The sequence below is a fragment of the Agromyces sp. Y575 genome (assembly GCF_059445445.1).
Map to the genome: position 1 here is coordinate 886375 of NZ_JCAIUI010000002.1, position 17051 is coordinate 903425.

20 protein-coding genes and 1 pseudogene are annotated in these 17051 nt (G+C 63.9%); 11 read left to right on the plus strand and 10 right to left on the minus strand.

Going from position 1 to position 17051, the window contains the following annotated elements; translation table 11 throughout:
- Positions 1 to 380: 380 nt before the first annotated feature.
- Positions 381 to 1031, minus strand: a complete 651-nt coding sequence (locus AC1C2U_RS10180) for a TetR/AcrR family transcriptional regulator (protein WP_495361625.1) — start codon at positions 1029 to 1031, stop codon at positions 381 to 383.
- A gap of 42 nt (positions 1032 to 1073) precedes the next feature.
- Between AC1C2U_RS10180 and AC1C2U_RS10185 the strand changes: the two genes are divergently transcribed.
- Entirely contained in the window at positions 1074 to 1808 is a 735-nt protein-coding gene (locus tag AC1C2U_RS10185; protein WP_495361979.1) for an SDR family NAD(P)-dependent oxidoreductase, read from the plus strand.
- Between the two features lie 149 nt (positions 1809 to 1957).
- On the opposite strand, the gene AC1C2U_RS10190 is transcribed toward AC1C2U_RS10185, so the two are convergent.
- Positions 1958 to 2215, minus strand: a complete 258-nt coding sequence (locus AC1C2U_RS10190) for a hypothetical protein (protein WP_495361626.1) — start codon at positions 2213 to 2215, stop codon at positions 1958 to 1960.
- Between the two features lie 79 nt (positions 2216 to 2294).
- Between AC1C2U_RS10190 and AC1C2U_RS10195 the strand changes: the two genes are divergently transcribed.
- The gene (locus tag AC1C2U_RS10195; protein WP_495361627.1) at positions 2295 to 2900 is read left to right on the plus strand and encodes a GNAT family N-acetyltransferase; all 606 of its coding nucleotides are present in this window, start codon (positions 2295 to 2297) and stop codon (positions 2898 to 2900) included.
- A 223-nt stretch (positions 2901 to 3123) separates the two neighbouring features.
- On the opposite strand, the gene AC1C2U_RS10200 is transcribed toward AC1C2U_RS10195, so the two are convergent.
- Positions 3124 to 3585, minus strand: a complete 462-nt coding sequence (locus tag AC1C2U_RS10200) for a hypothetical protein (RefSeq protein WP_495361628.1) — start codon at positions 3583 to 3585, stop codon at positions 3124 to 3126.
- Between the two features lie 668 nt (positions 3586 to 4253).
- On the opposite strand from AC1C2U_RS10200, the gene AC1C2U_RS10205 reads away from it, so the two are divergent.
- Positions 4254 to 4523 carry a hypothetical protein gene (locus tag AC1C2U_RS10205; protein ID WP_495361629.1) on the plus strand — a complete coding sequence of 90 codons (270 nt, stop codon included), beginning with the start codon at positions 4254 to 4256 and terminating at the stop codon, positions 4521 to 4523.
- 248 nt (positions 4524 to 4771) lie between these two features.
- Here AC1C2U_RS10205 and AC1C2U_RS10210 read toward each other — a convergent pair whose 3' ends face one another.
- A complete protein-coding gene (locus tag AC1C2U_RS10210) occupies positions 4772 to 4912 on the minus strand; it encodes a hypothetical protein (RefSeq protein WP_495361630.1) in 141 nt (46 codons plus the stop codon).
- 481 nt (positions 4913 to 5393) lie between these two features.
- Here AC1C2U_RS10210 and AC1C2U_RS10215 point away from each other — a divergent pair, with 481 nt between their 5' ends.
- The 5 genes from AC1C2U_RS10215 (at position 5394) to AC1C2U_RS10235 (ending at position 8938) form a co-directional block, all read left to right on the plus strand.
- Entirely contained in the window at positions 5394 to 5705 is a 312-nt protein-coding gene (locus AC1C2U_RS10215) for a hypothetical protein (protein ID WP_495354368.1), read from the plus strand.
- 3 nt (positions 5706 to 5708) lie between these two features.
- Entirely contained in the window at positions 5709 to 6263 is a 555-nt protein-coding gene (locus tag AC1C2U_RS10220; protein ID WP_495361631.1) for a hypothetical protein, read from the plus strand.
- Positions 6264 to 6381: 118 nt separating this feature from the next.
- A complete protein-coding gene (locus AC1C2U_RS10225) occupies positions 6382 to 7281 on the plus strand; it encodes a peptidoglycan-binding domain-containing protein (protein WP_495354366.1) in 900 nt (299 codons plus the stop codon).
- Entirely contained in the window at positions 7272 to 7874 is a 603-nt protein-coding gene (locus tag AC1C2U_RS10230; RefSeq protein WP_495354365.1) for an ATP-binding cassette domain-containing protein, read from the plus strand. The genes AC1C2U_RS10225 and AC1C2U_RS10230 overlap by 10 nt, the downstream gene beginning before the upstream one ends.
- Before the next feature lie 74 nt (positions 7875 to 7948).
- Positions 7949 to 8938: a hypothetical protein gene (locus AC1C2U_RS10235; RefSeq protein WP_495354364.1), complete on the plus strand. Its 990-nt coding sequence runs from the start codon at positions 7949 to 7951 to the stop codon at positions 8936 to 8938.
- A 127-nt stretch (positions 8939 to 9065) separates the two neighbouring features.
- Here the strand turns inward: AC1C2U_RS10235 and istB are convergent, their stop codons facing one another.
- The 3 genes from istB to AC1C2U_RS10250 form a co-directional block, all read right to left on the minus strand.
- Entirely contained in the window at positions 9066 to 9878 is an 813-nt protein-coding gene (gene istB / locus AC1C2U_RS10240; RefSeq protein ID WP_495354363.1) for an IS21-like element helper ATPase IstB, read from the minus strand.
- Complete coding sequence (gene istA / locus AC1C2U_RS10245) at positions 9875 to 11548, minus strand: IS21 family transposase (protein ID WP_495361632.1); 1674 nt, start codon at positions 11546 to 11548, stop codon at positions 9875 to 9877. The genes istB and istA overlap by 4 nt, the downstream gene beginning before the upstream one ends.
- Before the next feature lie 683 nt (positions 11549 to 12231).
- Positions 12232 to 12816, minus strand: coding sequence for a small multidrug efflux protein (locus AC1C2U_RS10250; protein ID WP_495361633.1), 585 nt, complete (start codon positions 12814 to 12816; stop codon positions 12232 to 12234).
- A gap of 251 nt (positions 12817 to 13067) precedes the next feature.
- Between AC1C2U_RS10250 and AC1C2U_RS10255 the strand changes: the two genes are divergently transcribed.
- A complete protein-coding gene (locus AC1C2U_RS10255; RefSeq protein ID WP_495361634.1) occupies positions 13068 to 14021 on the plus strand; it encodes a CPBP family intramembrane glutamic endopeptidase in 954 nt (317 codons plus the stop codon).
- Positions 14002 to 14325 carry a helix-turn-helix domain-containing protein gene (locus AC1C2U_RS10260; protein WP_495361635.1) on the plus strand — a complete coding sequence of 108 codons (324 nt, stop codon included), beginning with the start codon at positions 14002 to 14004 and terminating at the stop codon, positions 14323 to 14325. Before AC1C2U_RS10255 ends, AC1C2U_RS10260 begins: the two co-directional genes overlap by 20 nt.
- A gap of 2 nt (positions 14326 to 14327) precedes the next feature.
- On the opposite strand, the gene AC1C2U_RS10265 is transcribed toward AC1C2U_RS10260, so the two are convergent.
- Together AC1C2U_RS10265 and AC1C2U_RS10270 are read right to left on the minus strand one after the other, a co-directional pair.
- Complete coding sequence (locus AC1C2U_RS10265) at positions 14328 to 14507, minus strand: hypothetical protein (RefSeq protein ID WP_495361993.1); 180 nt, start codon at positions 14505 to 14507, stop codon at positions 14328 to 14330.
- 441 nt (positions 14508 to 14948) lie between these two features.
- Positions 14949 to 15086 (minus strand): annotated as a pseudogene (locus AC1C2U_RS10270) (MerR family DNA-binding transcriptional regulator); the annotation flags it as partial.
- A 296-nt stretch (positions 15087 to 15382) separates the two neighbouring features.
- On the opposite strand from AC1C2U_RS10270, the gene AC1C2U_RS10275 reads away from it, so the two are divergent.
- Complete coding sequence (locus AC1C2U_RS10275) at positions 15383 to 15754, plus strand: hypothetical protein (RefSeq protein ID WP_495361636.1); 372 nt, start codon at positions 15383 to 15385, stop codon at positions 15752 to 15754.
- 186 nt (positions 15755 to 15940) lie between these two features.
- Here AC1C2U_RS10275 and AC1C2U_RS10280 read toward each other — a convergent pair whose 3' ends face one another.
- Positions 15941 to 16852, minus strand: a complete 912-nt coding sequence (locus AC1C2U_RS10280; protein ID WP_495361637.1) for a LysR family transcriptional regulator — start codon at positions 16850 to 16852, stop codon at positions 15941 to 15943.
- Positions 16853 to 17051 lie beyond the last annotated feature (199 nt).

Consider the following 17051-nt stretch of genomic DNA (forward strand, 5'->3'; position numbering starts at 1 on the left):
GACGATCCCCGTAATCGCGAAGATCGGTCCAATAGTCACGAACAAGACGGCAGCCACTTCAGGTTCCCCGGCTGGTACACGGCATCAGAGACTCTCCGGCCGAACGTAAGCTCGCCGAGCTTCCGAAACTCCTCGGCCCACCGTGCAGGTTTGACCAGAACAGTGATGCCAAGCGCGGTGAACCCTGTTGCCAGGCATATCTGAATGATGCACGACGCGACCGGATTCACACAGTGAGCGCTATCTGAAGCGCAGCGCCCGCCCGCAGTTCGAATGGGGCCCGCCCACGGTCGTGCGCAAGCGGACCCCTTGCGGGCATTCGGTGCTCGAGTGTCGAGTCTGAGAATCGGGACGCGAGCTTCACTGAGGAATCATTCACCTCATCCACGAGACGCCTGACCGCGAAGGGTAGTCAGTGTGTCCCAGCCGGCAAGGGCAAGGTCGACGGTGCGGTGGAGGTGGGTCCGGGTGGCACCGTCCCGAGACTCCATCGACATGCCGCGGAGGACTGTCATCAAGTAACCCGCGAGTGCGTCCACATCGGTGCTAGCGGCGACGTCACCAACGTCCACCCCGCGCTGGAGCCGCCGTCGCACCGCGAGGTGATCCTCCTTGCGCAGTTCAAGCACAGCGCGTCGCACCTCGTCATTCTCGGGAGCGCAGCAATTGGCGGCGAAATCGAGCAGGCAGCCAGCGGTGCTTTCCTCAGAGGTATAGGCGTCAGCGCTGTCACGGAGCAGCATCTCGACGGCGACCCGCGTCGACCGGGGCGCCGCAAGCCCGCGAACTATGGGCGCCGATTCGGCATTGTAGAGCGCCAGACACTCGTCAAAGAGCGCGCGTTTGGAGCCGAAGGCGGCGTACAAGCTCGTGCTGCCAATGCCGAGCTCAGCGGTGAGGGCGCTGATCGCAACGCCCTCATAGCCGTGCCGCCAGAACAGATCGAGGGCCTGCCGCAATGCCTGGTCGCGGTCGAACTTTCGCGGGCGACCGCGCTTGGGTTGACTGGCGGTCGTCATATTTGCGAGCATACTTTATGCAGTGATCGATACATAAACTCTGGAGGCTTGATGATGAATGCAGGCTCGGTGGCTCTCGTTACCGGAGGCAGTCGCGGGATCGGCGCGGCAATCGCGGAAGAACTGTCGGCCCGCGGCATTCGAGTGGTGATCAGCTATCGCAGTGGCCGCGACGCGGCGATGAACGTGGTCGACCGCGCCCGCAGGGCCGGGCGGGAGATAGTAGCTATTCGCGCCGACCTCAGTACGCCGGAGGGCCCTGAGGCGTTGGTCACGGCTGCGCTCGAAGCCTTTGGCCGTCTCGACATCGTGGTGAACAACGCCGGGATCTTCCCCACCGGTGCTCTCGAGGATCTGAACGTCGCCACGATCGATCAGACCATCGCATTGCACGTGCGGGCACCTTTGATGATCGCCCGCGCTGCTGCTCGTCACCTGCCGGACGGCGGTCGCATCGTCAACATCGGCACTTGCTTCCTCGAGCGCACGCCATACGAGGGGTTGGCTCTGTACGCCGCCACGAAAGCATCGCTTCTCGGGCTCACGCGAGCGCTCGCTCGCGACCTCGGCCCCCGTGGTATCGCCGTGTCGCTCGTCAACCCCGGCAATACCGACACCGACGCGAATCCCGCCTCGGGGCCTGACGCGGAGATCGAGCTGCCGTACATGGCGATTCGTGCCTACGCTGCACCGCACGACATCGCCCTCGCGGTCGCGCACCTCTGCGGTCCGGCCGGCCGCTTCATCACTGGCTCCGCGATCTCGGTCGACGCCGGCTACGCCGCGTGAAGGTGGGGCCGCGTCGCGGAACCCGACCAACTACTGCCGATCCATCTCGGCTCGAAGCCGCGCTCCGAGGTCTCTGAGACTCGTAGCGTGTACGTCGAACCGCTCACCAGGAGCAGGCGCCTCGGCATTCGAGCGAGGCACGTATGCGGTCAGCACGTCAGCAGCCTTTTCCGCCCGGAGGTCGCACGGGTGGCCGTGAACATCGTGACCGCGAGCGTGCTGAGACCCTCGCGGAGCACGTGCGGAAACGGCATGCCGAGATGCGCGAGCGGGACCACGACGGCCACGACGACGGCGGCGTAGACGAGGCCGACCAGCAGCGTCGGCAGGAGCTGCACGGAGCTCGCGGACCCGAGCGGCAGCGTCAGGTACGCGACGAGGGTGAGGGCGGCAAGTGCCCACTGCACCCGTCTCACTCGGGAGCACGTTGGGTTTCGGGTCGACCGTGCGCCTCCTCGGTCTGAGGCGCCCCTTAGACTCGGCGGCGTGAGCGAGCGCCCTGACTTCCGCATCCCCTTCCAGTTCGAGGAGACACTCACCGAACGCCTCCGGCTCCGCATCATGCGCGAGGCCGACTTCGATGACATCCTCGACTACCAGTCACGGGCCGACGTCTGCGAGTACCTCCTTTACCATCCGCGCGATCGCCGGACCGTCGCCGCGAGGATCGCGACGTGGTCGCAGCAGTCGACCCTCGCATCCGACGGCGACTTCCTGGAACTCGCGGTGGAACGCAGGGATGATGCGCGCGTGATCGGGGATCTGTACTTCAGCCTCAAGCGCGCCGAGCACGGGTGCGCCGAGATCGGCTGGGCGTTCCACCCCGACCACTCGGGCCAGGGCTACGCGACCGAGGCGGCGACGGAGGTGCTTCGGCTGGGATTCGAGTCCATCGGCCTGCATCGCATCGTCGCCGAGGTGGACCCGCAAAATGCGGCATCCGTCGCGCTCTGCCGTCGACTCGGAATGCGCAAGGAGGCGCACTTCGTCGCCAACATCTGGTTCAAGGGCCGCTGGGCCGACACGGATGTCTACGCTCTGCGCGAGACCGAGTGGGATGCCCGGCACCATGCAACGGTCGACCCGACGTGAGTCGCGAGCGAGTAAATCGGTGGAACGCTGTGTGAGGACTTCCGGGTCGTGCCCGAGGTGCAACCCGCCTGGCTACGCCTTGGAAGCTCAGGTTCTGACGCGATATCGGAGATGCACGACGCGGTTCGGAATCGGCGCTCATCGAGGCGCCCGGGGTCGGCGCGTACGCCGGTCGGCAGCCCTGCATTGCCCCGATGAGTTCTGGTCTCTTCTACTGTGTGAGTCATCCAGGACTAGATGGAGCCCTCGAAGCGAACGGAGTCAGCCGGATCGGGTCCAGTCCAATCGGCTTCACCACAATTTCGAGCGGCTCTCCATCGCAATTCGCAACGAACGCTATCCGCACACCATCGCCGGGCTCGATTGTGGGCGGGAGTTTGATCGTGAGGTCGTATCCCTCAGGGACAGGTTTACCCCTAAAGGGAACATCCCATTCGAGAGTGCTCACGCCTCCGACGGACTCGAAGTCGCCCTGCAGGAAGTGAACTGGCTCTACTCCGATATTCTCAACGTGAAGACCAAACCCGCAGCGGCCATCCCAATTCTGGAACAGCGTCGCCGTCGCCCGGATGGGTCCTTGCTCGGCCTCAACTGAGGGTGTGCAGCCGACGAGCAGCAGCGCGAGACTCACCCCCAGGCCCACCATCGCGGCCCCATGGAGCGGTGGCCTCGGAGCATCACGCATGAAGCAATCATGCCCCAGCGTTTGCAGTGCATAAACGACCGTTGTCTTGGCGACGCGCGGACGAGTCAGGGACTCCCGCTTCCGACCCCGGTGCCACGCGAAGCACCCGCCGCAGAAGCACGCCCCATCGCCTCAGCATGAGACGCATCTCCGTGGGCCTGCGAGTGATGCTCGCCAAGCGAACGATTCCGGCGCTCGCGGACGAATAGCGTCGTCACGACGGCAGCGAGCACGACGACGACAACCAGCGCCACAACTACCCACTCCATAGTGATCCCCCGCTTCAGTTGGACATCTACACCCTGCCACCTGCATACGGGTATGCGGTGTGCATGGACGTGCGTCGCATAGCCGGGTGGTCGCCGAGATCAACAACCGGCCGCGGAAGCAGCCCGGCTACGACACCCCCGCCCGACGCCCGCGAGCCGAACACCGCACCCCGCTGCCGGCACTCCGATAGCCCGCAAACACCTGATCTGTTGCGTCGACCATCAGAATCCGCCGCACCCCTGCGGGCGTTTTCACCAACTTTGCTTGCTGCCGTTTCGCGGACCGCCCTTCGAGCCGCCTCTCTCGTCCGATCGTGGCCACACGGGGAGCATCGGGTGGTCGCCGCAGCTGGACGAGCAGCGTGGGTCTCACGGGCTGCGGACACGAGATAATGAAGCATGTCCTACTCCGTCGAACGCCCCTCCAATCCGACTGCCTGGGCCGCGTTCTGGTTCGCGCTGGCCGGCCTCGTGCTCATGCCCATCCCGCTGTTCATCGGGCTGATCCTCGGCGGCGGCCTCTCGATCGTCGCCGCAATCCTGGCCGTGATCGCCCTCCTCAAGGGGCTCGCGCGCAGCGGCAAGGGCATCGCGCCCGTCGTGTTCGCCGCGATCTTCATCGCGCTCACGTGGGGCGGCATCTCGGTCGGCGGCGGCACCGTCTGGTAGGTCGACCGGCGAGTGGTTCCTGCTCATCAAACGGACTCGGTCGAAGTAGTCATCGCGTGGCTGGCCCAAGAAAGGGGCGAGCGGCGGTTCGAGCTGTTCGTTGAATCCGTCGACCACGCCGGATCACGCGATCAGGGCTGGATCGTTCGCCGCAACCTTATCCGGCTGGCTGGCGATTTCCGCCCGCGAGGCACCTCGGTCACCTTTACGTTCATTCAAACGGACTGTCGACCCCTCCCGCGCCCGCTCTATGACGAGTCGCGGCGGGCCTTCTCCCAGTACTCCAAGGTGATCGAGTCGTTCGGCAGTGCACGCTTCACGTTCTCGTAGAGGCGTTGGCCTTCCTTCTCGTGCTCATCCGCGAGCCTTGCCGTCGGCCACCCGGTCATGTAGTCAAAGTCTTGGTTGAAGGTAGCCGCCCACGCCCGGAGTTTGGCGGCCAGCGATGCATGAGAATGTCAACCGAGTTCAGGACCAGGTTGGCAATCTAAGGGGAGACCACCCAGACGCTCATCGCGGCCAGGGTTGGGCCTGACATCTTCGATGAGGCCACCGTTTAGACCTGATGGCCGGGTACACCTAGATGGTGTCGTTGTTCACCGCACCGGCGGCGCCGGGTTCGGCGACGTCCTTTGTCTTGCCGAACAGTTGGTTCACATTGAAGCTTGACCGTCAGGCCGCTGCAGCATGTTGCCCTCGTGGTGAATTTCTAGACGGTGGGAGGCATAGCCCTTGGCAAATGCCGCGATAGCATAGTGGTGCTAGCCGAGCTGGTTCGAGTCGGCTCTTGAGAGGACTTGCCAAACGTGCCGGGACTGGTCAGCCTTTCAGTGCCTAGCGACGCCGCTAGGCATAATTTTGGGGGGTTGTATGCGCAAGGCACTTTCCATTGGTTTCACCGGGGCGTTGATTCTCGCGGCCACGTTGGGGCTCGCGGCACCGGCACAGGCAGGGCAACAAGCCGGATGCTTGCCGACTCCGTCGAAGACGTCGACATCGACGTACGTCTTCGATCGTGGCGGTCAATGTGCCTGGGTCCAGGCAGGCATCTGGCGCTACATCTCTTCTGCGCCCACGCACTACACCGGCGCGCAGGCCTCGTCGTCGTCCGTCACGAACTCGAACGGCTCGGATTCAGGCCACGACTTCCGCCGCGACGGTAGTAGCTGGGTATCGTTCTAGAGCATGCCCAGAGCAATTCAGCTCGTGCTGCCTGTGGCGTTCATTCTGAGCGTCACAGGTTGCGCGGCTCAAGCCACTGAAAACTCGGACGCTCCGTACTCTGCGGAAATCCAACAGGCGCGCGAAGAGGCGACATCAGATTTCGAGCGTGATGTCCTTGCTGACGGCAAGATATCTCGGCAGGAGTACGACGAAGCCGCGCAGCGCTATGTCGATTGCCTCAATGAATCCGGCTTACAGGCGTCGGCAGAGCTTCAGGCCTCGGGGAGCTACCAGTACGCGATTTCGTATCCAGCGGGGAACGGCACCAGTGTCTCATCGGCAGAGGAGACATGCTTGTTCGGTACCAAGAACCTCATTGAGCCGCTCTACGTGAACATGCTGCAGAATCCGTCAAATGGCGATCCACTAGCGCCCGCAGTCGATTGCCTCATTCGGAACGGCATTGTGGAAGACGACTACGATGTAGACGATCTCGAGAAAGAGCTCAGTGAGTCGCCAGAATTCCGCCCAGACCAGCCCGAAGCCTTCGAGTGCCTCACCAACCCGCACGGATAAGGCCGGGACCGCGATCCTTGTCGGCCTCGTAGCCCTTTCCTGCGGTATCGGCATAGGTGTGGTTGCTGTCCCCGCCGCGTCGCCCTCGACGCTGGAAGCGCACACGGGGCCCGTAATCGTGCCGGTCGAATCCTCTGATTATGGCGACCCGATCAGTGTGGAGCTCGTCGCCGAGCAGACCCCCAGTCGTGGCCTTGCCCCCTACCGCTCGGGCGTTCTGACTGCCGTCGATTGCGCACCTGGAGCGTCTTGGAACTCTGGCACCGCACCGATAGCCATAGACGGAGTGCCGGTGATGCTCTTGCATACCAGTATTCCGCTGTGGCGCGACCTCCAGCCGGGAGATGAAGGCGCCGATGTGCAGGCGCTTGAGAATGAGCTGACCAGGCTCGGCTACCCGGTCGATGTTGACCAATATTTCGGCACCAGCACTTCGACCCAAATGCGTGCACTTCGCATCGCGAATGGACTCGAGTCAGAAGGCACTCTGCCTTTGGCTGATGTCATCTGGCTACCGACGAGTTCGGTCACGGTCGACGCCTGCCCATCGCAGCTTGGTGTGGCTGTGTCACCGGGGGCTCCGGTTGCTCAGCTCGGCGGTACCGTCAGTGGCTTTGCTATCAAAGGGGCCAACGCGATCACCATTGATGGTGAGCGGGTCTTGAGAGTCGGCGATGTTGAAGTCTCTGTTCCGAGTGGCAGTACCACGGTGACGGCTCCAGACGCTATTGCCCGAATCCTCGCCACACCTGAATATGAGGCAGTTGTCTCAAGCGGTGGAGACGTGAAACTAACGGCCGCATTCGAGCTTGCCGCCCCCATCGCGGTCAGCGCAGTCCCGGCTAGCGCCCTGATTGGCGCAGGCACCGACGCTTCATGCGTGTCTGACGGTGACCGGAAGTACGCGGTCGAGGTTGTGGCGTCAACATTGGGTCGGGTGCTCATTCGTACGTTGGCCGATACATTACCCCCGAACGTAGCGATCGTAGATTCCTCGTCGAGGATGACGTGCAACTGACGGCGCGTGGGCTCTCTCACTGGTTCGACGTCGACCGCCCTCTCTTTAGTGGGCTGAGTTTCAAAGCTCAGGGTGGTGACCTAGTCGCGATCACGGGGCCATCTGGGAGCGGAAAGAGCACACTATTGAGCATTCTCGGTGGGTTCGCCGATCCGCGCGCGGGGACGTTGGAGGCGCTCGGGATCAACACGACCCAGTGGGTCTTCCAGAATCCGCACGGTGTCCCTGGTCGCACGGCAGTTGACCACGTGGTGCTTCCTTTGCTCGCGAAGGGTGCACGCCGTCGGGACGCTGAAACGCGTGCGCGTGAACTGCTGTCGCGTGTGCGCCTTGAGGCCGTCAGCGATCACACATTCGGACAACTATCCGGAGGCGAGGCACAACGCTTGATGATGGCACGAGCGATCGCCTGCGACCCTGATCTGATCCTTATGGACGAGCCCACGGCGCAGTTGGACGCCATCAGCGCCGAGGCAGTTATTTCAATCTTGGACGGTCTCGCAGAAGCCGGCCATATTGTAATGATTGCCACGCACGATCCGCGAGTCCGCGATGAGTGCTCCCGTCGCATTGAGCTTGGCGGTCTCGGATGAGAGCGTCTTCAATATTCTCCGAGGCGTGGCGAAATGCATTCGCGAGCCCCTTACGCTCTTTCGCGGTCTTGTGCGTGCTCTCTCTCATCACCATTGGATTGGTCGTCTTAGAAACTCGTGCAATTGGTCAGCTCGTTGACGAAGCCGAGAATTTTCGGACGACTGGTGCATCGGTCTATATCGTCAACGCGGCCGCGGAGATCGACGCCCGCGCCTGCGATGGAATGCCACGTACGAGAGCAGTGGCCGAAGCCGGAGCCCTCCGAGAAAGCGAGCAGCGCATCCGGTTCGACGCACTCCCCTCGAACAGCATCCTCAGCTTTGAAGGTTCTCCTGGCCTGCTCAGGCTGATCCACGCCAGGCCAGCCAACGACGGGCTTGTGCTCTCACGTGCGGTAGCGGACGAATTGGCGCTGTCACCCGGTGACTCAGTTTCTACAACGACTGGCGAAGCCCGCGTGGCAGCCATCTACGACTGGCCGCCGGACGGTCGACGCAGCGATCTAGAGTACGCAGTCATAGTGCCCGTCACGGCGAGCGGTCCCTTTGACGAATGCTGGGTTGATATCTGGCCATCGCTTTCCGACCCCAGTTCATTCACCGCACCAGTCGTCTCTGTGAACGCGCCCCGTGAGACCGAAGTACAGCTGACCCAGCTCAACTCATCGCTGGGCCGAACATTCAATGGTCCGGAGGCTTTCGCGGGCCGGCTGACTCGCTACGGACCCCTGGTCGGACTTATCGGCGCGGCGCTCCTGCTCCTCAGCGTCGTCTACAGCCGACGAGTGGAACTGGCGTCGGCTTTGCACTCGGGCGTAAGACGCGCTTCGCTTCTGTTGATGCTCACCGTCGAGGCTCTTTGGCTCGCCCTGCCTGTTGCCCTCTTGGCAGGCTCCGTCGCACTGGCAACGTCCGCTGAACAAGCGCCATCGGACGCGGAAGTGATTAGGATGGCGTCGATTCCGATCGTGTTGGCAACGATCGTCGGCGCGATCCTGGGCAGCCTCATTGCTGGCATGCTCATTCGTCGCCGCAACCTCTTTCGGTACTTCAAGGACCGCTAGCAGTGGACCAATTTGGCATTGGAAGAACTGTTGATGCAGGTAAAGGCCTTTCTCAGCTGCTCGTGGCCGATTGCTTTCGCAAACCGCCGGCAGATCGGCTTCGCCTTGATACGACAGGTCGGGCTTGTTAACTGGCGTCGGTGAGTCGTCGTGTGTGCGCGAGCCGGTAGGAGTCGGTGCCGGTCTCGATGATGCTGCCGCCGAAGGTGAGCCGGTCGACGATTGCGGCACATAGGCGCGGTTCGGTGAACGTCTTCGTCCAACCTGAGAAGGATTCGTTTGATGCGATCGCGACGGAGTTCTTCTCCTCTCGTTCGGTGAGGACCTGGAACAGTAGTTCGGCGCCGCGACGGTCGAGCTCCATGTAGCCGAGCTCGTCAATGCAGAGAAGATCGACGCGTCCGTACCGCGCGATGGTGCGGGCGAGCTGGCTCTCGTCGGCGGCTTCGACGAGCTCATTGACCAGCTTCGTCGCGAGCGTGTACTTGACTCGGTATCCCTTCTCCGCGGCCGCAGTGCCAAGCCCGATCAGAAGGTGGCTCTTGCCTGTGCCGGAGTCACCGATCAGGCAGAGTGGCTCGCCCTTCCGAATCCAGTCACCAGCTGCGAGTTGGTGGATCGTCGCAGCGTTGATGTTCTGGTTCGCATCGAAATCGAAGTCCCCGAGCCACTTGTTCCTAGGGAAGCCTGCCGCGCTGACACGACGGATAGAGGAGCGCCGGTCCCGGTCGTCACATTCGGCCATGAGTAACTCAGCGAGGAAGCCCTGGTAGGACAGCTGCTCCCGATTGGCAGTCTCGAGCGCTTCATCGACCACCGCACGAACGGTCGGCAGCCGCAGCCGCCTGCAAGCTTGATCGACGGCAGCGGACGCAGCTTCCTCGGTCAGCCCGCGCCGCCGGCGCAAGGTAGTGGTGACAGCAGTAGCTCGTGAGGTCATGTTCTGGTGCTTCCTTCTCGATCGGCGGATGGTCCAGTGATGTTGGGTCGTGCTCGTCGCGGTAGGAGTTCGTCGTAGCCGGCGACCGACGGCAGCGGACGTGTGTCCGGCGGGAGTCCGGCGATCACCGCCGCGGGGTCGGCAAGCCGGCGTTGAGTCAGACTGACAACACGCTGCTCGACGGGTGGTGACTGTTCAACGAGATGCCGGCCCAAGCCGGACCCAGCCGCGTGCAGGCGAGCTTCGACCGCGACCACGTCAGCGGACACAGCACCGACGGTCAGAGCGGCACGGATGCCCGCGATCACGTCGGCGGCGTGCATGGTCCGGTGCAGGAGCAGCACGTCGATGAGGGCGCGGGTGCCGGCGGTGTCGCCGTCGACCTTGCGGGCCGCTTGCCAGAACGCATCGTGCGTGGCCGTGAACGCGCCCGACTCGCGGGCACGGGCAAGGGCCGTGGACCCGGGAAACGCGCCGGGCTTGTGCCGCAGCACCTCGAGGTAGTGATCCAGATTCACGGCGTGGCCGCCGCGAGCGACGACGCGTTCATGGCGGGCGATCTCGGCGTGCCCGTCGAAGACAACGACCTCGGATGCCCGCAGCGACACTCGGACGTTGCGGCCGATCAGGTGCGCGGGGACTGAGTACTTCGCCATCCGCACCGTGATCAGCGCCGACCGGTCAACCCTCGGGTGCAACGTCAGCCCTGGGTCGAACCGCTCGAACGGCAACGGCGCCAGCTTCGTTTGCTCAGCGCTGAAGTCTTGTCCGACGGTGCGGATCCGCGACGCGATGCGGCGTTCATCATCCTCCACATCCCATTGCCGGATCCGCGTGTTGAGCTCGGCCAGCGAGCCCACGACCGGCATCGGCGTGAGTCGTTTCCGGCGGAATCGTCCGACTTCACCCTCGACGCCGCCTTTCTCGTGCGCACCCTTGATCCCGGGTTGGCAGTAAAACGAGTCGAACCCGTAGTGCGAGCGGAACAGCACCCACCGTTCGTTCTCGATCCGGTCCCGGCCGCGGCCGTAGAGCACCGATTGAACGGCGGCGGTGAGGTTGTCGTACTTGATGTGCCGGGTCGGGATTCCGCCGATCTCATCGAACGAGTCGATGTGCCCCTCGAGGAACGCCTCCTGTGATTGCGTCGAGTACACCCGGTGGACTGCCTTGCCCGAGTGCGAGAGGCGGAACACGAACATGTGACACTTCGTCTTCACCCCGGCCAGAACCACCCACACCTCACCGAAGTCGACCTCGGCCTCGGCACCCGGCATGTGCTCCTGTGGGACGAACACATCAGCCCGTCTGCCTGCCGCCGCATCGATCTGCGGGCGCCTGGCCCGAACATAGTTCCGGACCGTCGAGTAGGAAAGCTCCGTCGCCCCGTGCTCGGCAATCAGCCGGTCGAACACGCGCGTCGCGGTGTGCTTCTGCTTCCGCGGTGCGTCCAAGTCCTGACGGAGCATTTCGTCGATGAGGGGCTTGAACCTGTCCAGCCGTGGTGCCGACCGCACCCGCGTCTTCTTCGGCGGCGGTTCAGGCGACTCGAGCGCCTGTCGAACCGTCTGCAGGCCGACCGCGTGCCGGCGGGCCAGCGCCCGAATCCCCAACCCCTCAACGCGCGCATCACGTCGGATCCGAGCAAACACATCCACCCGAGACTCCATCCGTCCTCCACCCTCAGCAATCGGAAATCACAGTTCCGATAACGGTGGAGGTGGGTCCGGCTTAGATTGCCGCAGGCACCCCGGCAACGACCAAGTGGGTCCCGCCTAGATTGCCCCGGTGGGTCCGACTTACGCTGCCATAGTCAGATGCAGGCAGCTGCGGATCGTCATCGCTGCAGAGCCCATCCGCTGCCCAGAACGGCCAGCGGGCGGTGTAGTCATTCATCAACCGGTACTTCATGTCCCGCCTCCTTGATGACCACGCAACGCGGCTCGGGAAGCATTGTAATCGGCTCCTCGGTGTACCACGCATACTCCAGAGTCGATGGTTCGCCGTCCTCAATCCACAAGAGCAACTCGCCGGTCAACTGGCCATGATCGTCGAGGGGCGGCTGCGACGCGGCAGCTGCGGCAGGTTCCGTTGTTGGCAGCCTTCTACCACCTCGATCAGCTCGCTAGGCCGCCTGGAAGCGCCGTGAGGTGGTGCTCGATATTCGACGGACCAGGTCTCCGGAGCGCCACCCTCACCAGCGAGACGCAGGTGAAAGAGGGAGCGTGAGAACATCTGCCACCAGCGATAGCGCGGTAGGGCATGGCCGTCTCCGGGTTTCACCGTCTCGTTGCGTGCCATTTGTTCCTCTCAGATTCGGGGAGCAGGAAGTCGGTGATTCCCCCCAAGTGGCTCAGGCCCCGACGACGAAGGTGAGAGCGGCCCAGATCGACACGGTGGTCACGGTCGTCCAGAGGAAGATCGCCACCGCCTGCCAGAGCAGCACCCAGCCGCGGGGGGTTCCGCCGGCAACGAGAATCGCGGCGGTGAATTGCGTTGGGATCGCGAGGGGGCCGAGGATGCTCGCGCCGGGGACGCCGAAGCGGACGAGCCACCTCTTGAAGCGCTGACGGCCCTTCGACTCAAGCTTGGCGGGTGCCGTCTCCTCGAACGCAGTGGCCCACTCGTCGCCCAGGGAATCCGGGAGCCCCGTGGCACCCGCCGTCGCCTTGACGCGCACCCTGCCGCGGTTCGCGACCGCCGTGCGAGCCTGCGACGTGAGAAGCACCACGAGGACCACGCAGATGAAGTTGCCGATTGCGGCGGCGATGCCGGCGACGATGGGATTGAGTCCGCCGGCGATGCCGATCGTGGCGGCGAGTTCGCCCTCGATGAATGGAACGGCCCCTGCGAGCATCACGATGAAGGGCTGGATGATCTCGGGCACCTGGGTCACAAGATCCTGGAAGTTGCTGATGAGTTCCTGCAGAGGGTCCACTTCGCGATTCCTTTGCTGCGTAGGGTCGTACGTCGAGCGGTTTTGGATTCTGTTCCCAGTAGAAACCGTGTTCTCAGCACACGGTCAAGCCGTGAGCCCTCACGCGATGAGCCCCTTGACTGTGTGCTCGGAACAGGGTGTGAGCTACACCTGCACCCGAAGTCGGCAATCGGCCGCAGGCTCCGTTTCGAACGAGATCACCTTGCGCCTGTCGCCGATCGCGTCGGTCGATTCGAAAGGAACCAATACCCGTGAACCAGCGCACGAACATCATTCCGCCCGAGGTCGAGTACCACCGTGTGCTCGCCGGGGAGAAACGCCGGATCGGTCGCGGCATCCTCGCGATCGTCCTCCTGATCGGCGGAATGTTCTTCTTCAACATCCTCTTCACCGCCGCTGCGACGCTGGTGGATGGGCCGATCCCCGCTGGCGGTAGCGTGGCTTATACCCCCCTGTTCCACGCGGCAGGCATGGCCGCCGTCGCGATGCTCATCCCGTGGAGCATGCTCATCCAGCGCTGGCTCTACGGAGTGAAGGGCGCATCGTTGCACTCGGTGATCTCGCGCTTCCGGTTCGACATCTTCGGGCGGGCGCTGCTCTTCATCGTTCCCGCGTGGACGGTTGTCACGGCTGTCCTGTACTGGGCGCCGCTGCCGGAGACCACCTTGAGCCAAACGGATGTGGTCTGGTTCCTCGTTGCCACGCTGCTGCTCACACCGCTTCAGGGTGCCGGCGAAGAGTACGGATTCCGTGGGCTGATCCTCCGCGTCGCTGGCGGGTGGGCGCGTGGCGCACGGGCCGGCATCGTCGTCGCCATCGTCATTTCGAGCGTGCTGTTCGCTTTCGTCCACTTCTCGACCGACCTGTTGCTGAACGTCAACTACCTCTTCTTCGCCGTCGGGACGGCGTTGGTCACCTGGCGCACCGGCGGCATCGAGATCGCGGTGGTGCTGCATGCGGGGTTCAACACCTTGGGCTTCCTGTTCGACGCTGCGCTTCACGTCGACGTCATCGCCGCGTACGATCGCTCGGCGGGCGTCGGGACGTGGACGACGCTGCTGCCCGCCGTGGTGATCGTCCTCGCGACCGTGGTTGTGTGGGTGCGCACCCGGCGCACCGGACCGGCGCGGACACCGAACAACGCCGGGTCGAGCATCGAGGCAGGGGGAGCAGGAGGTCGATCGGATGCCGTGGAGTACTCGTGAACTGGCGGAACTTGCTGGGACCACTGTGAACACGGTGCGGCACTACCACCGGCTGGGCGTTCTCGACGAACCCGACAGAGCGCCCAACGGATACAAGCAGTATGGAAGAAATCACCTGCTGCAGTTGCTCCATGTACGTCGGATGCGGGACCGTGGCGTTCCTGCCGCGGCGATCCGCCGAGAAGATGATGCTCACAGCGAGCAGGAGATGCTTCGTCTGATCGATGCGGACTTGTCGGCGAGCATCAAGAGGCTTCAGCTCGCCCGGGCCGAGATCAGGGTGATGCTCGCCGTCTTGGAGTAGGGTCAACCCGCGTTGATGATCTCGTTCGCGTCGTGCGTCGCCCGCGCAACGTCGCGCGCGACGTTGTATGCACGATGGAGGACGTCGAGCTGCGCGGGGTTGTACAGCTCTTCGGCAACTTCGACCGAGGTCTGCGAGGTCGTGTGGTGGCTGTTCGGCAGGTGTGTGAGCGGGGGTTCCAACCGCCGATGGTCGACAAGATGCTGCGCGAGCTTCGTCGCAAGCCCATTCACCAGCCGGCGCCGAGTTTCTTCATCCGCGTCGTGACGCAAGCGATCGAGTTCAGCACCGAGGTTGTCAGCGTCGGCTTCGGCGATCTTCCGGATGTCGGCCAACGCGGCCGGATCGTACAGCTGCGTGTGGATGTGGGCTTGCGAACTGTCGGTCTTCGACGATCGGGATGCAACGGACTCGAAGCCGGCGGAGACACCCGCAGAGACGTTGTCTCGCAGGATGCCTGCGATGTCGGCTCGGGCATTCCCCAATCGTTCGATGATCCCTTGCAGTTCGGAGTCGAGATCCTGAAACGTCTTCGGCGTGCCTTCCGTGCAGACGCTCACTCCATCGATCTGCGACAAGGGAACGCCGAGGTCTGCGAGGCGCCGGATTCGAAGAAGACTCACGAGGTGCTGATGCTCGTACTGCTTGTACCCGTTGTACCGGCGCTCCGGCTCTTCAAGGAGTCCGATTCGATGGTAGTGACGGACAGTGTTCACTGTCGTACCCGCCAGTTCCGCCACTTCGCGTGTACTCCACGGCATGTCGCACGTCCTTTCCGCCTTTGGAGCGCATGCCGGGGTCAACGCACGTCCGACATCGCCTATTCCAGCGGCTACGCGAGCATCGCGACGCAGAGCGCGGGCGGCGAGGAGCAACTCTCGTTCTGTCGACCGTGCTCCTCACGATTCTGACGGTGATCCCCGCAGTCTGGCTCGTTGCTTCAGCCAAACTGCGGGGTCCGAAGACTCGTCGCTGAGCGTGCGCGCAGAGGATCCGCTTGCGGGGTGATGACCAGGTGCATCTAGCCGCGCGCGGATATCGAGCGTACGGTCGAGCCATGGCGAAGCTCATCGAGAACCTGGCGGAATCGGTGCCCGCGTGGGGCGCGAAGGTGGCATACGGCGAGAAGTCCACGATCGACGGTCGGGAGTTCGTGCCGGTCGCACTCGTGGCCTTCGGCTTCGGCGGGGGTGAGGGCTCCGGCGACATGCCGGCATCCGAGAAGACCCCGGCCGGACGGGGCGAGGGAAGCGGTGGCGGTGGCGGTGGCTACTCGGTGCCGATCGGGGCGTACATCGGCGGCCCCGACGGTCTGAAGTTCCGCCCCAATACGGTCGCCCTCGCCGTGGTCGCGGTGCCGTTGGTGTCCGCGCTCGGCGCGGCGCTGGCCGTCATCATCGGCGCGGCCCGGTTCGTCAACCGCCGCTGACCGACCCCGCAACATCCGAGGTGCGTGAACGACCACCTCGGAGACGACGGCGCGCCATCGCACGACGGGATCGACCCGAAGGCTGGAACGTCGCGAGGAATCGCGCGCGGCCTACGACCGGGCCATCGCTCTCACGGGAAACACCGCCGAGACCGCCTACCTCTCGCGCCGTCGTGACGAACTCGGCTAGATCTGCGCAGTGGGATCTCTGGTGCCGGCGGATTCCGAGCCCATGCGCAGCGTTGCGTCGACGAACTCCCGCATGATCGGCGTGACTCGTTCGCGCTGCCGGATGAGGGCCCAACGCACGGGTTCCGCGTCGTTGAACGGCACGTAGGCGACACCGGGTCGCGGGTAATAGCGGCGCCCCTCGTCGGGAACCGGGCAGACCACCTCACCTGCCGCGACGAGCGCCAGGACTTCCTGGAACGTTGACACCTGGTGCGCACGCCTGACGGCGCGGCCCGACGGCGTCGTGAACGGCACGACCGCCGAGAGCCATGCGGCAGGCCCAACGACATCGGGCACGACGAGGTCGCCGAGTGCTTCGAGCTCGATCGATGAGTGGCGGGCCAGTGGATGCCGCGACGACACCATCAGGTTGAGCGGCTCTTCACGCAACACGCACGCCACGGCGAGGTCGGGCTCGTCGACCGGTAGCCACGCGGTCACCAAATCGACCTCACCGCGGCGGAGCAAGTCGAAAGGGTCGGTGAAGTACACCTCCCGATACCGCACATCGGCGAGCGGGTGCGACGCACGGAACGCCTCCAACACGGGTTCGAGGTCGTGCGCCTGCGCTCCCTGGACTCCGATCGTCAGGGTTTCGGCCGATTGACGGGCGGCCGTCGTGGCATCCGCAATGGAGCGTCGGATGCCGTCGTAGGCCGGTTTCAAGCCCGCCCGGAGCACCTCGCCCACGTGGGTGAGCTCGACGCGGCGGCTCGAGCGCGCGAACAGCGGCGCACCGATCGCGATCTCCTGCGAGCGGATCGCGTGGCTCACGCGCGACACCGAGACGTGCAGGCGCTCGGCGGTGCGGCCGAAGTGCAGTTCATCGGTGAGGGTGAGGAAGATCTCGATGTCCCGTAGCTCCATTGCTCTTCCTCCGAGGTGGACATACAGGTCAACGATCGTATCCCGATCGAGCGTTGATCCGGATTCCCGGTGGCTTCAGGCTGGGTCCGGTGGAAGAACTGGAATTCTCTTCGCTACCTAGTGTTGCTATTTACCGGTACTCATGATTACTATCTACCAGTAGTCATTGTCACCGAGTACTAGTACTCACCAACACCGA